Genomic DNA, 14658 nt, shown 5'->3' with positions numbered 1-14658 from the left:
TCTGCGCCTATATTTTTTCAAATTTAATTATTCTGCACCTGATTCTTAACTAATCTTTTGGTTAAGTAATGAAAACGAACATACAAACAGATTGCCGCCGCAGTTAATCCTGCCAAAAGTCCAACCCAAACTCCTTGTGCTTTCAATTCGGTGTGTTCTCCTAAATAATATGAAATCGGAAAACCAATAACCCAATAGGCTACAAAGGTAATGTACATAGGAACTTTTACATCTTGCAATCCGCGTAATGCTCCAAGAACCACAACCTGAATTCCGTCAGAAATCTGAAAAATAGCAGCAATTAAAAGCAGTTTTGAAGCAATGGCAATTACTTCTTCATTATCCAAAACCTGTCCTGTGTTTTCCATGTTCAAGAAAATGTAAGGCAAATAATCGTGGAAAACGATAAAGAAAATGGCAAAAACGGTTTCTAAAATTATAGCAAGCAAAAAGATAGAACGGGCTACAATAATCAGCTTTTTATAATCCATCAATCCTCTTTGATTACTTACACGAACCATAGAAGTTACACTTAATCCCATTGCAAACATAAAAGTCATCGATGCTAAACTCAAAGCAATTTGATTTGCTGCCTGACTTGTTTTTCCGATATTTCCGCAAAGCCAGATTGAAGCTGTAAACAGAACCACTTCAAAAAGCATCTGCATTGCAGAAGGAAATCCGATACTGATAATCTTTTTTATAGTTGTTTTTTTTATCTCATTAAAACTAAAACCTTTGAAAAAGCGTTTTAAATCGTCTCTTCGCGAAAGCATAATATGCATGAACATTACTAAAAATATTCTTGAAATTACAGTTCCTAAAGCAGCTCCGATAATTCCCATTTTAGGAAAAATCCAAATTCCGTAAATTAAAACATAGTTTATACCAACGTGAAGTACATTGGCCATTACCATGGCATACATAGAATATTTGGTCAATGACATTCCGTCTGCAAACTGTTTATAGCCTTGATACATGACTAACGGAATTAGAGAAAAAGCCACCCATCCTAAATAGGGTTTTGCCAATACAATTACATCTGCTGGCTGTTTCAGCAATTCCATAATAGGCTTGGCAAACATGATTACCGTAAAAAGCACTAATCCTAAAATCGTACATAGAAATAAACCATGATGAAAAGCCGAACGAATTTTAGTGTCATTCTTCTCTGCATCACCTTCTGCAACGATTGGCGTAATAGCTGTAGAAAAACCAATTCCTAAAGACATGGCGATAAAAATCATACTGTTTCCAAGTGAAACCGCCGCCAGTTCTGTACTTCCTATTTTACCAACCATTATATTATCGACAATACCAATCAAGGTATGCCCGACCATTCCTAAAATAACAGGATATGCCAGTCTTAAATTATACGAAAACTCTTTGGTGTACTGCTTTAAATTCACTTGTATTCAATTTTGTGCGCAAAGATAGTCAGAAGCTTCGAATTCTATCCTATCTATAAAAATATATCCCAATTTTAAGACAAAAATAAGACGAACTCAATATTATGTAACGATTTTTAAAAATTGTATAACAAACTCCAAACGGCTTCCATATAATTTTACATTATAGAAATTTCAAAAATATAAGCCATGAAAAAATTACAGATGTTATGCCTAGCTGCTTTCACATTTTTATTTGCCAATACCACATTTGCTCAAGAAACAGAAGCAACAAATTACGATCAAGGTTTTAGATTAGGTTTTGGCTTAAATGGGGGATTGCCAACCGACAATGATTACGACTGGTCTCTTGGGGGAGATGTTCGATTACAGTACGATCTTTCTAAAAAAACATCTTTGACCTTAACTACAGGATTTACAAATTTATTTAACGGTAAAAAAGATGCTGCAGGAAATGACATTAAAGATCTTGGTTTTATTCCAGCCAAAGCTGGTTTTAAAGCTTTTGTCTTAAAAGATCAATTTTATGTCTTAGGAGAACTGGGTGCCGGTTTTGCAGTAACAAATGGTTACAATCAAACCACATTTTTATGGGCTCCAGGAATTGGTTATGCCAATAAATACATCGACTTAAGTGTTCGCTACGAAGATTATCATGATTTTAGAACCAACCAAGTAGCATTGCGTGTTGCTTATGGTTTTCAACTCTAAAAAATAGGTTTAATTTATTATTTTGTTTTTGGTAAAAACCCGACAGTCTGAGGAGTCTGTCGGGTTTTTTATTTTATGCCGTTGGTCAAAAGAAAAGTGCTAGTAGTCAAATGATTTTTCTGGATTGGTTTGGAACGCTGTAATTCGCAGAAAAATTAATCAAATCATGAACAAAACAGTCTTTTATCTATCGCAGCTTTTTCTTTTTTTATTGGCTAGCCTTGCTGCACGCTCGCAATCGGGAATTTCAGGCGAATTCAAAGTCGATTATGTCCCTTTTTCTAAATATGTAAGACCAATCGACAGCACAAAAACAAATGCCGAAAGCAATTTTAAAAGAGCGCAACTAGCTTTTGAAGTACCACTCTCTTTACAAATGGATAAATACGATCATCCTAAACTGTGGTCGGTATTTTTTAGTGGCAGTTATGCCAAAATGGAAAACAGAAATTACAATATTCAAGATCTTCCTGTAGCATTTCAAGGCGGATTTCCAGATGAATTGCTCAATACACAAATTGGAGTCAAGCATTTGCGTTCCATTTCTTCTTCTTGGTCTTTATTGATAATGGCTTCTGTAGGTGTTTATACAGATATGGTTGAAATTAATAAAGACGATGTACTGCTTCAAGGTGGAATTCTTTTTATCAAACAATTTAATCCTAAATTGGCTTTGGGTGCTGGTCCTGTTTTGACTAATAGTTTTGGTGTGCCGATGGTTCTTCCTGGAATTTATTTTAACTGGGAAACTACGGGAGCTTTACATTTTAAAGTTGCTTTTCCAGAAGGTCTAGAAATTGGCTATCGAATGTCTGATAGTTTTGACTTAAAAGCAGTAGCCGAAATAAGCGGAATGACAGCTGAAACCAAAATTGGAAATAAATCTACATTACTAGGATATCAGCAGATAATTGCAGGCTTACGACCACAGCTGAAATTTGGAAAACATTGGATTTTAGAACCAACGGGAGGAACTACTCTTGTTCGAAGTTTTTCGACAACAAACCGAAAAATTAAAGAAATCTTTAAGGAAAAAGATATTGCAGATCCAAGATTCACTACTACTTTTTATGGAGCACTAGCTCTAAAATGGAAATTCTAGAGCTATCTGCTTAGTAAGTTTTTATAGACTACCTCTTTCAATAATTCCTCACGGCGTGTTCTTGAAATAGGTAGTTCTTGTCCTTTTATAAATAGACGTCCGCCAGAAATAGAATCTATATGCGTAACATTTACCAAAAATGATTTATGGACTCTAAAGAAAATTTCTTTGGGAAGTGTTTCTTCTAATGAAATCATGGTTTGATGAATAATCAGCACTTTATCTTTAAAATGAAGTTTAGCATAATTTTGCATTCCTTCAATATATAAAATATCAATCCACGAAATTTTCTGAAACCCTTCTTCCTGACGCACATATAAAAAAGGATCTAATTGATTTTGTTTTGGTGAACTCAGCATTTGATGCCATTGTTTTGCTTTTAAGGAAGCCTGATAAAAACGCTGAAAAGTAATGGGTTTTAACAAATAATCTACAACCTGAAGACGGTATCCGTCTAAAGCATGTTCTGAATAGGCAGTTGTAAAAATTACCAAAGGCGGATTTTCTAAAGATTCTAAAAACTCCAATCCCGTAAGATAAGGCATATTGATATCCAGAAACATCAAATCGATTTGCTTTTCCTGAAGAAACGAGGTCGCTTCAAGAGCCGAAGCACAAGTGCCGACAGTTTCGAGGAAATCAATTTTAGAAACAAAATCTGCTATTCCGTTTCTTGCTATAGGTTCATCGTCGATTATGAGACATTTCATTTTCATAGTTTTTTTGTTTCTGGTAGATTTTTTCTTTAAAAATTTTCAAAATCATTTTAATCCTTTTAATCTGTGGCAAAAAAATAACCGCAAAGTTCGCAAAGATATACGCAAAGTTCGCAAAGTCTTAATTTTTAAAAGGATACAAAGATCACTAAGCGTTTCGGATTAAAAAATTTGTGCTAATTCGTGCAATTTGTGGCTAAAAAATCATTTCAAATCTAAAGTCACTGTAACTGTAAAATCAGAATCGGTTTTCTGGATATCTAATTTGTGTTTTTCTGGATATTGTATTTCCAGTCTTTTTTTTACATTCTCTAAACCTAATCCTTGATTTTTTGAAGGTATTTTATATTGTTCTGTATATGAATTTTCTATTTTAAAATTCAGCTGATGATTTATTTGCTCGCAAGACAAATGCACAAATCCTTTTTGATTTGGAAGTCTGGAAACATGTTTAAAAGCATTTTCTATTAAAGGAACCAAAAGCAGTGGTGCAATTTGAAGCTGTCCATCTTCGATATTCCATTTGCTTTTTACCTCCAATTCATTTCCCCAACGGGTTTCTTCAACGGCAATTAAATCTTTTAAATATTTAATTTCAAGATGCAAAGGCACATACTCCTTATTGCATTCGTACAATTGATAACGCAAAATATCCGAAAACTGAACCAATAAATCTGAAGCTAATTTTACATCGCTTTGCATTAGAATATGGATATGATTTAACACATTAAACATCAAATGCGGATTGATCTGATCTTGCAAAATCTTGATTTGCGCTTCTAAATGAACTTGCTGCAATTGCGCATGACTTCTTTCGATAACATTATGTTCCTGATAAAACCGAAGTCCGCAGGCTGTGCTACTTATTAAAATTGCCGCTGGAATGCTGCCATAAAATTGTGTCCACAAAAACTGAAGTGTACTCAAATCAGCTTGATCGGGATATAACCTGCTTCTTGATTCTGGATTTGAAAAAACAGCATATATGGTTGCGAGGCAAAATGACAAAATAAGAACCACCACAATACCTTGCATGGCAAACAAAGCCATTTTATTTTTTCGCAAAGCACGAGGCAATAATACATCACTTAAAAAATGCGCTAAAGCGGTTGAACAAAATAAAATTAAAACGGACTGGGAAAAAGCAGACCAAAAACTGTAATCTTCTATTAGCTGTCCCCAAATTGTAAAACCTAACAGACACCAGAAAAAGACTAAAAACATCCAATGCCTATTTTTATTGATTGCAATCATCTATAAATAATTTCTTGAGAAAATTTAACTTCAAAAGTAGTTCTATATTTTTTAAACAAACAGCAAAGTAGCATAAACCACAAGCGTTATTCAAATTAGTTTGACGAACTGCGTTTTTATTTTGACAAATGGAATTTAAAAGCAATATAAAATAACCCCGACAGTTTTTTAAAACTTATCGGGGTTCAAAAAATTATCTAATTGACAAATTATCTCAATTGTCCAATTACTTCTCTCCTAATTCTTTCTTGTACAACTCAATATTAATTGCTGTTTTTTCGTCCAGCTCTGGTTCTTTAATATCGGTGTGTTTTTTCATTTCTTCCCAGATAATTTTCGCTACAATATATCGTGACATTTCTTTATCATCGGCAGGAACAATATACCATGGCGCATGAGCTGTAGAAGTTTTATTGATAGCTTCTTCATAATATTTCATGTATTCATCCCAATAGCCACGCTCTTTCAAATCGCCTGGCGAAAATTTCCAATTGTGCTTTTCTTCTTCCAAACGGCGCAACAAACGTTGGCGCTGTTCTTCTTTGCTCAAATGCAGATAGAATTTCATTACGATTGTCCCGTTTTGGCAAATATGCTTTTCAAAATTATTAATCTGTTCAATCCTATTTTTCCAAAAATCAGGCGTAATATCATCAACAGATTCAATCCCTGGCAAGTTTTCAGACAGCACATATTCAGGATGAACACGTGTAACCAAAACATTTTCGTAATGTGTCCTATTAAAAATAGCAAATTTCCCTTTTTCTGGAAGAGCAATATAATGGCGCCACAAATAATCATGTTCCAGTTCTGCCGAAGTTGGCGTTTTAAAACTATGCACCACTACTCCACGCGGATTAAACTCTTTAAAAACTTCGCGAATCAAACTATCTTTTCCCGAAGTATCCATTCCCTGAAGGCAAATCAAAACGCTGTATTTATTGTGCGCATACATTACATCTTGCAAATCGCTCAATTTGGCTTGAACTTTATCTAATTTTTCTTCTTTTTCATCATCATCGGCTTTTACATCTAATAAAGTTGGAATTTCTTTTAGTTTAATTTTTTCGACAACTTTAAAATCATTCGGGTTTATTGATTTCATATTTTCAAATTTTATATCATAAATATACTACTTTTACGAAGGAAATTCTTTCTATTCGATTTATAAAATATTACTAAAATGAGAAAGTTAAGACAAGAAGATATGGATGATCTTATTAATAAAATTAAATCAACAGATCATATATTAGTGAAAGCAAATAAATTATCTTATTTTATTTCTGATGCACTTCGAGAAAATCAAATAACATTATATGAAGGCTACGTTCTTAATTTAGAAATAATTAAATTAAATCGAATTAGTTACACTCAACCAGCTTGGAACAAGAGTGTTCAAATAAGTACATGTGTAACTATTTTAAATCAATATTTATTAGCTAAAATCTTTGATAATAGTGCTGGTGCCGAAATGTTAAAAAAAATAGCAGCAGAAGCATTTCTCCTTAATAAAGAAAAAAGATCACATTATATAATGGATCATTATAAATCTTATTTTGAGAATAACAATTCAGAAAAATTACTTCAAGATTTATTAGAGATAAGAAATAATTATGACAAGTTATCTGATGACGATGGCCCATATCATGTAGAAGCATTTCCATATCATTTCCATCACCCCGAAAAGATTTTATTAGAAAAAAACAACTCATTAGATCAAAATATATCCAGTGAAGTTGAAAACATCCTTATTTATTTAAATACCTAGTTACAAAAATTCATGGAAAAATTTACATTAGAAATATTATTTCAAATAATCGGAATCGGTTCAGCATCAGGATTATTTTACAATAACGATGCGCTTTATGTAATTGGCGACAACAGCGGATTCTTATATGAATACAATATGCAAAATCAGCAACTGAATCAGCATGCTTTGATTGACAATCCGACACAGAATATTCCGAAAAACTTAAAACCCGATTTTGAATCACTTACACATCATAACGATACACTTTATGTTTTTGGTTCTGGTTCGACCGAAAAACGAAACAAAATGATTGAGTTTGATTTGAAGTCGAAAACTGTTTTACAGAAAAATAATTTAGTCGATTTGTATGCCGTAATGCAGAATTTCGGAGAAATAAAACCAGAAGATTTTAATCTAGAAGGCGCTATTTTTGATGGTGAAAACTGGTATTTATTCAATCGCGGAAATGGCATTTCTAACAAAAACACCATTTTTACCATTCACGCCAAAAATCTAGGAGAAGAATTTGCCTTGATTTCGGTGAATTATAAACTTCCAAAAATAAAAGGCGTTCGTTCCAGTTTTACCGATGCTATTTTAGTCGACGATAAAATCTATTTCCTCTCAACCGCCGAAGATACAAAATCAACTTACGACGACGGAGAAATCCTAGGAAGTTTCATCGGAAGAATTGATGTAAAAACCATGAAAATCGATTTCACTCAAAAAATTACCTCAACCAACAAATTTGAAGGTCTAACTTTCTATAAAAAAGAAAACAATAAAATTGAATTTTTGCTTTGCGAAGATAATGATACAGAAGTTTTAGAAACGAAGATTTATAAATTGACTTTGCCTATAAGATAAAAATGTAACATTTTTCTTAAAATAGCGTCTTTTACACCAAACAAACTAAGATAAACCAATTTTAATAATGATCAGAAAAACCACTTTCGCTCTTTTACTTTTTATTACAAATCAAGTCACACAAGCTCAGTACAAATATCCTACAACTCCTGAGCGTCCTGTTGTAGATGATTATTTTGGAACAAAAATCACAGATTCTTATCGATGGATGGAAGACATGAATAGTCCTGAGGTACAAAAATGGTTCAAAGATGAATCAAATTTCACTAACTCTATTGTAAAAACTATTTCTGGACGTGATGATCTTTTTAAGAGAATGAAAGAAATCCAAGCTTTGGGTGGAGATCAATACGGTTACATTAGAAAGGTTGGAGATGTTTATTATTATACTAAAAATAAAAAAAATGAAAATATCGATAAATTGTATCTCCGTAAAGGTAAAAACGGAGCCGACATTTTATTGATAGATCCTAGTACGATCAAAAAAGGGGCAACTATTACAAGTTTTATTATTAGTCCTGACAATAAAAAATTAGCGGTAACTATATCTCAAGACGGTGCAGAAGTTTGTGATCTCCAAATTATGGATCTTGAATCGAAAAAGTTCCTTTCGGATAAACTTACACCTGTTTGGAGCGAATTCCCTTTTGAATTTACTCCAGATAGTAAAGCCATAACATATACACAAATGGTTACCCGAGATAATACAAGTGAAGATTTTTTGAAGAATATGAAATCTTTCCTTCACATTATTGGCACTGATTCTAAAACAGATAAAATACTGGCTTCAAAAGAAAACAATCCTGAATTAGGCATTCTGTCTGAACAATTCCCTTATGTTACGTTTTCTAATGATTATGCGTATATAATTTTAAATATTGGGTCTACAAAAAATGAAGAATTCTCTTTTTACGTGCCATTTTCAGAACTTGGAAAATCAAAAATTAATTGGAAACCATTAATTAAATATGAGGATGAAATAACAGGAAGTCACATTATTGGTGACAAACTATTTTTTCTTACTCACAAAAATGCGCCAAATTATAAACTTGCCTATACAAGTATAAAAAACCCAAATTTTAATAATGCCACAGTCCTTGTTCCAGAAAACGACAAAGTAATACGTAGATTAAGAAAGTCTAAAAACTTCATCTATTATAATTTGAGCGACGGAATCAATCAGGAAATTTTTCAAGTTAACGCCAAAACTTTAAAAACCAAAAAGATTCCATTACCAGTCGGTTCTAATGGCGGTTATCCATTAAGTGCACATGAAAACGACGATATGTTATTATTTAACAATGGTTGGGTTACACCTTCGACAGATTATGATTATAATAGCTTAACAGGTAAACTAGAAAAAAGCAAGGAATTAACTTCAAATGGCGCTTTTCCTGACTTTAGCAAAGATTACGTTGTAAAAGAGATAGAGGTTCCAAGTCATGACGGTGTAATGGTACCTTTATCTATAATTTATCCTAAAAGTATTAAAATGGCTGGTTCGACACCTTGTTATATTACAGGATACGGTGGCTACGGAATTAGCGAATATCCGTATTTTGTCGGGCCTAGTTTAATGACTTTATTAGAACAGAACACTATCGTAGCTTTTGCCCACGTAAGAGGAGGAGGTGAAAAAGGCAACCAATGGCATGTAGACGGAATGAAAGCTAAAAAACCAAATACATGGAAGGACTTTATTGCCTGTTCAGAATATCTAATAAAAGAAAAATATACGTCTAAAGAGAAACTTATTGGAAATGGAGTTAGTATGGGAGGTGTATTGATTGGACGAGCAATCACAGAACGTCCTGATCTTTACAAAGTTGCACTTGTAGAAGTAGGTTGCACAAACACCTTAAGAATGGAAACGACTCCAAATGGTCCAAACCAAATACCTGAAGTTGGTTCATTAAAAAATGACGAAGATGTAAAACATATAATAGAAATGGATTCGCAGAGTAAAGTAAAGAAAGGCGAAAAATATCCAGCAGTTTTTATTAGAACAGGTATAAACGACCCTAGAGTTACTCCTTGGGAACCAGGAAAATTTGCCGCTATTTTACAAAACTATAACAGCTCAGAAAATCCAATTTTGTTACATGTTAACTATGCAAGCGGCCACCATTCCAATGATTTAGATGTTACATTTGGAGACGAAGCCGACATGTTTGCTTTTGCATTATGGCAGGTTGGAAATACTAAATTTCAAATTGCGAAATAATAATATTTGCGAATCTTTGTGATAAAACTACAACACAAAGATTCGCAAAGTTTTTTATATAGATTCTCTAAATCATAAAAAAACATATTCTTGTTAATGAAACAACTCTACAAAATCATATTCATTCTATTTTTTATCAGCCTTAAAATTTATTCTCAAACAGAAGAAGCAATAATTTACTTTAAAGATGGAGATTCTATTGAAGGATTTGCTTCTTTAAATTTCAACAAAATAAAATTTAAGGTTGCGCCCGAAGACAAGCCTGATACTTGGAATGAAGAGTTTGTTAAAAAAATCACGTTTCTTAATTTTAATGCTAGACGGACTTTTGAATATGTGAAATTAAATTCATTAGACAAGCCAAAACTGGTCGAGATCATTATTGAAGGAGAAGCTACCTTATATAAAAAATTTGGTTCAGATTTTAGTCTTCTCGATCAAATTTATAATCCTCATGAGGAACGACCAGCAACTTACAATCCTCAAACCAATTCTTTTTCTCAACCAACTGAACCTTCTGAATTTTATTATATAAAAAAAGCAAAAGACAAATATCCCACTTGTATAAACTGCGGTGTTGTAAACTCATGGAGAAAAAACACTTCAAAAGTTTTTGCTGACTGCGATTTTATCGTCAAAAAACTAAAAGGCGACAAATGGATTTTCGAAGACATTAAAGAAATCGTAGAATTTTACAATGATGTTTGCTTAGGAGAATAATTACGATAAGACGCACTGCAGTACGTCTCTACAAAAACCTTTGTACCTTTGAACCTTTGCAACTCTGAACCTAAAAAAAATATTTTAATATTTTTTTCACCCCTGTCCCAACCTTTTTATCTCTTTTACTCTCTATACAAGAAAGACAACAATTGTGATAAACGAGACTCAAATAGCAAACTGTAAAAAAATGCACCGCGATGCCCAGCGTCAGGTGTACGAATACATGGCGCCAAAGTTGTACCGCCTTTGCAAAAGATATTTAAAAAAGGAAGAGGAAATCGAAGAAGCTTTGGCCGATTCTTTCTTTACAATTTTCACCAAACTAGAACAGTTAAAAGAAGCTTATGCTTTTGAAGCTTGGGCAAGACGTATAACTGTAAATCATTGTTTGGCGACGATTCGTAAAGAAACCAACTTTAATATGTATTTAGATGATGTGAAACTGCTTTCGCAGCCTTCTGTCGACGAACTGAATACATTGGAAGAAGAAGATTTACTTAATTTATTAAACCATATTCCTGACGGCTGTAAAACTGTGTTTAACCTTTTTGTCATTGAAGGTTTCTCACACAAAGAAATAGCCGAAATGCTGAAGATTTCTGAAGGTACCTCAAAATCACAATTGAATGCCGCTAAGACCAAACTGAAAGAACTGGTTAATAAACTGTATTATCAAAAAGCAAAATAGTCATGGACAATCAAGATAAATTATTCGATAAAATAAAAGAAGCTTCGCAAAAAGCCGAGTTTCAAGACTTTCCAGGAATGGAAAAAGTCTGGGCGCGCGTAGAAGAAAAACTGGACAAAAAAGAAGATAAAAAAACAATTGCATTATGGAAAAAAATCGCGGTTGCCGCTTCTCTTCTATTATTGCTTTCTTTAGGTTTTCAGTTTTTGCATTCTAATGAAGAAATTGTAACAGAAACTCCAAAAGTAGTTTTGGAAGAAAAACAAATCAAACAGCCACAAACCGAAGAACCTATTTTAAATCAAAATGATGCCACTTCTTCTGGAATAGTTTCAAGTGAAGAGGCTGTTAAAATTTTAGACAATCAAACTAAAAATAAAGAACGAGTTACGGTTCAAGAAATAACGGCTCCTCAAGCAGGACCTGTTCAATCTGCGCCAGCGCCAAGTATTGCTGCAGAAGCAGTTGTTTCTGCAAATGCACCTATTAAAGGTGAATCTTATGAGGAAGAGAATAACATCCTTTCAAAAAAAGAAGTAATACCAGAAATGGGCTATTCGAGTTATCCTCAAAGAGAGTCTGCAAAAGTGGCTTATTCAGCAGCGCCAACACAAAAAGCTAAAAAAAGTAGTCCTTTGGTAGTTCTTAACGGAAATGCGTTAGCACACAGTGATGATGCAAAAAAAGATAAAATGATTCAAAACGAACTTCCGAATCTACAACCAGAAAATTTAGATTCGCTTGTAGTTCTTGACGAACCTTTATATATCATTGACGGAATTTATTATTCAGAAAATGATTTATTCGGTAAAAATCCAACAAGTCCTTATGCGCCTTTGGACAAACAAGACATTAAAACCATAACGATTTTACAAGACCTTGAAGCAACCGAAAAATATGGCGAAAGAGGCAAAAAAGGAGTTGTTATAATTACTACAAAAAACGGAAAACCGGCTTCGAAAAAATAATCAGGCCACAACAAAACTTTGTCAAAGTTTGAAACTTTGACAAAGTTAAATCTCAACATTAATTCTAAAACTTATTATCATGAAAAGTCTAAAACTTATTTCATCAGCCATTGCTATGCTTATATGTTTCGTAAGCTTGGCACAAGAAAGAACGATTTCTGGAATTATTTCAGATGAAACGAAACAGCCACTTCCAGGTGTAACCGTTTTAAATCAGAACACAAAAACCAGTGTTTATACAAATTTTGATGGCCAATACAGTATTCAAGCAAAAACAGGTGACATGTTGGTTATCAGCTTCATTGGATACAAAAGTCAAAGCCAAAAGGTTCAAAATTCAAATATAATTAATATAAAACTCCTTGCAGATAATCAGACATTAAACGAAGTTGTAGTGGTTGGTTATGGCGTAAGCAGTTCAGAATATGAAGACCGAAGCTATGCTCGTGCTGAAAGAAGAAGAGAGAAAAAAGATGCACAGGCTCTTAAAGGAAAAGTTGCAGGAATTCAAGTTCAAAATTCTATGGGTTATTCTGCTATGCCAAGCCCAACTGTTGCTATTCGTGGCACTGCATCAGTTTCTCCTAAAAATGAACCAATGTATATTATTGACGGAGTTCCAGCAAAAGCCAATCAAATGGCAAAAATAAATCCGAATGATATTGATAATGTTTCTGTTTTAAAAGATAAAGATGCGACTTCAATTTATGGAAGCAAAGCTTTAAACGGCGTTGTAGTTATTTCAACTAAAAATGAAATCTATAAAAACCTTTCAGAAAAAGAATTGGATAAAAAATTAAATATTATACCAATTCCGACTGAACCAACTCAGGAAGATTATGACGCTTTTGTTGAAAATGCTTTCGAAAGTCCAAAAACAGCTCCGCTTTCTACATTTTCTATAGATGTTGATAATGCTTCTTATACCAATATCAGACGTTTTTTAAACAACGGACAGGAAGTTCCTAAAGATGCAGTTCGTGTAGAAGAAATGGTTAATTTCTTTAAATACACTTATCCGCAACCAAAAAATGAACATCCGTTTTCTATCAACACAGAAGTGAGCGATTCGCCTTGGAATAAGAATAATAAAATTTTGAAAATTGGTTTACAAGGAAAAAACATTCCAACCAATGATTTACCAGCGTCAAACCTTGTTTTCCTAATTGATGTTTCGGGTTCCATGAGCGACATGAATAAATTGCCTTTATTGAAACAATCTTTAAAAATATTGGTAAACGAATTACGTGCAAAAGACAAAGTTGCGATCGTGGTTTACGCAGGCGCTGCAGGAATGGTTTTACCTCCAACTTCTGGAGACGAGAAAAAAACGATTATAGATGCTTTGGATAAATTACAATCTGGAGGAAGCACAGCAGGTGGCGCAGGAATTGAGTTGGCTTATAAAACAGCAACTGAAAATTTCATTAAAGGCGGAAACAATCGTGTAATTCTAGCAACCGACGGTGATTTTAATGTCGGAAGTTCTTCTAATTCTGATATGGAAAAACTAATCGAAGAAAAAAGAAAAACAGGCGTTTTCTTGACTTGTTTGGGATACGGAATGGGAAATTACAAAGACAGCAAAATGGAAATCTTGGCCGATAAAGGAAACGGGAATTATGCTTACATCGATAACATTCAAGAAGCAAATCGTTTCTTAGGAAAAGAATTCAAAGGTTCAATGTTTGCAATCGCGAAAGATGTAAAAATTCAAATCGAATTCAACCCGAAACAAGTTCAGGCGTATCGTTTGATAGGTTATGAAAACAGAAAATTGCGTCCAGAAGATTTCAAAAATGACGCGATCGATGCTGGAGAATTAGGAAGTAATCATACCGTTACGGCTTTGTATGAAATTATTCCAGCTGGTGTAAAAAGTGATTATTTAGCTGAACAGCCAGATCCTTTAAAATATACTAAAACCGAAACCAGTTCAAACAATTATAGCAACGAATTGGCTACAATCAAATTCCGTTACAAAAAACCTGATGGAAATAAAAGCATTGAAATGATTCAGGTAATCGAAAACAAATCAGTTGCTTTGGATAAAGCGAGCGATGATATGAAATTTAGTTCTGCTGTAGCTTGGTTCGGTTTGAAATTGAGAGATTCAAAATTAATCGCTGTCAAGTCTTCTGAAGAAATTGTAAAACTAGCGAAGCAAGGAAATTCAAACGATGGCGAAGGTTATAAAGCTGAGTTTATTCGTTTGGTAGAAACTTCTAAGCAGTACAATTAGAAAG

The 14658-nt window shown here is 33.4% G+C and carries 13 protein-coding genes; 9 read left to right on the top strand and 4 right to left on the bottom strand.

What is annotated here, in order from left to right:
• Positions 1–23: 23 nt before the first annotated feature.
• Positions 24–1409 carry an MATE family efflux transporter gene (locus DMB71_RS04160; protein WP_111363944.1) on the bottom strand — a complete coding sequence of 462 codons (1386 nt, stop codon included), beginning with the start codon at positions 1407–1409 and terminating at the stop codon, positions 24–26.
• A 189-nt stretch (positions 1410–1598) separates the two neighbouring features.
• Here DMB71_RS04160 and DMB71_RS04155 point away from each other — a divergent pair, with 189 nt between their 5' ends.
• On the top strand, positions 1599–2120 hold the full coding sequence (locus DMB71_RS04155; RefSeq protein WP_111363942.1) for a hypothetical protein: 522 nt from the start codon (positions 1599–1601) through the stop codon (positions 2118–2120).
• A gap of 166 nt (positions 2121–2286) precedes the next feature.
• Positions 2287–3222 carry a DUF6268 family outer membrane beta-barrel protein gene (locus DMB71_RS04150; protein ID WP_111364059.1) on the top strand — a complete coding sequence of 312 codons (936 nt, stop codon included), beginning with the start codon at positions 2287–2289 and terminating at the stop codon, positions 3220–3222.
• 2 nt (positions 3223–3224) lie between these two features.
• On the opposite strand, the gene DMB71_RS04145 is transcribed toward DMB71_RS04150, so the two are convergent.
• The 3 genes from DMB71_RS04145 to DMB71_RS04135 form a co-directional block, all read right to left on the bottom strand.
• On the bottom strand, positions 3225–3938 hold the full coding sequence (locus DMB71_RS04145; RefSeq protein WP_111363941.1) for a LytR/AlgR family response regulator transcription factor: 714 nt from the start codon (positions 3936–3938) through the stop codon (positions 3225–3227).
• Positions 3939–4142: 204 nt separating this feature from the next.
• A complete protein-coding gene (locus tag DMB71_RS04140) occupies positions 4143–5192 on the bottom strand; it encodes a sensor histidine kinase (RefSeq protein WP_111363939.1) in 1050 nt (349 codons plus the stop codon).
• A 226-nt stretch (positions 5193–5418) separates the two neighbouring features.
• Positions 5419–6297, bottom strand: a complete 879-nt coding sequence (locus tag DMB71_RS04135) for a PPK2 family polyphosphate kinase (RefSeq protein WP_111363938.1) — start codon at positions 6295–6297, stop codon at positions 5419–5421.
• 78 nt (positions 6298–6375) lie between these two features.
• On the opposite strand from DMB71_RS04135, the gene DMB71_RS04130 reads away from it, so the two are divergent.
• From DMB71_RS04130 to DMB71_RS04100, 7 genes are all read left to right on the top strand, one after another.
• Positions 6376–6960 carry a hypothetical protein gene (locus DMB71_RS04130; RefSeq protein WP_111363936.1) on the top strand — a complete coding sequence of 195 codons (585 nt, stop codon included), beginning with the start codon at positions 6376–6378 and terminating at the stop codon, positions 6958–6960.
• A gap of 12 nt (positions 6961–6972) precedes the next feature.
• On the top strand, positions 6973–7809 hold the full coding sequence (locus tag DMB71_RS04125; RefSeq protein ID WP_111363935.1) for a DUF6929 family protein: 837 nt from the start codon (positions 6973–6975) through the stop codon (positions 7807–7809).
• 67 nt (positions 7810–7876) lie between these two features.
• Positions 7877–10033 carry a prolyl oligopeptidase family serine peptidase gene (locus tag DMB71_RS04120; protein WP_111363933.1) on the top strand — a complete coding sequence of 719 codons (2157 nt, stop codon included), beginning with the start codon at positions 7877–7879 and terminating at the stop codon, positions 10031–10033.
• 96 nt (positions 10034–10129) lie between these two features.
• The gene (locus DMB71_RS04115; protein ID WP_111363932.1) at positions 10130–10753 is read left to right on the top strand and encodes a hypothetical protein; all 624 of its coding nucleotides are present in this window, start codon (positions 10130–10132) and stop codon (positions 10751–10753) included.
• Between the two features lie 190 nt (positions 10754–10943).
• Positions 10944–11444, top strand: coding sequence for an RNA polymerase sigma factor (locus DMB71_RS04110; protein ID WP_008468024.1), 501 nt, complete (start codon positions 10944–10946; stop codon positions 11442–11444).
• 2 nt (positions 11445–11446) lie between these two features.
• Complete coding sequence (locus tag DMB71_RS04105) at positions 11447–12412, top strand: hypothetical protein (protein ID WP_111363930.1); 966 nt, start codon at positions 11447–11449, stop codon at positions 12410–12412.
• Positions 12413–12491: 79 nt separating this feature from the next.
• A complete protein-coding gene (locus DMB71_RS04100) occupies positions 12492–14654 on the top strand; it encodes a vWA domain-containing protein (RefSeq protein WP_111363929.1) in 2163 nt (720 codons plus the stop codon).
• Positions 14655–14658 lie beyond the last annotated feature (4 nt).

Origin of the sequence: Flavobacterium tistrianum, assembly GCF_003254545.1 — a bacterium.
Taxonomy (GTDB): domain Bacteria; phylum Bacteroidota; class Bacteroidia; order Flavobacteriales; family Flavobacteriaceae; genus Flavobacterium; species Flavobacterium tistrianum.
The sequence above is the reverse complement of the archived record's forward strand: the minus strand, read 5'-3'. Positions and strand labels throughout refer to the sequence as shown.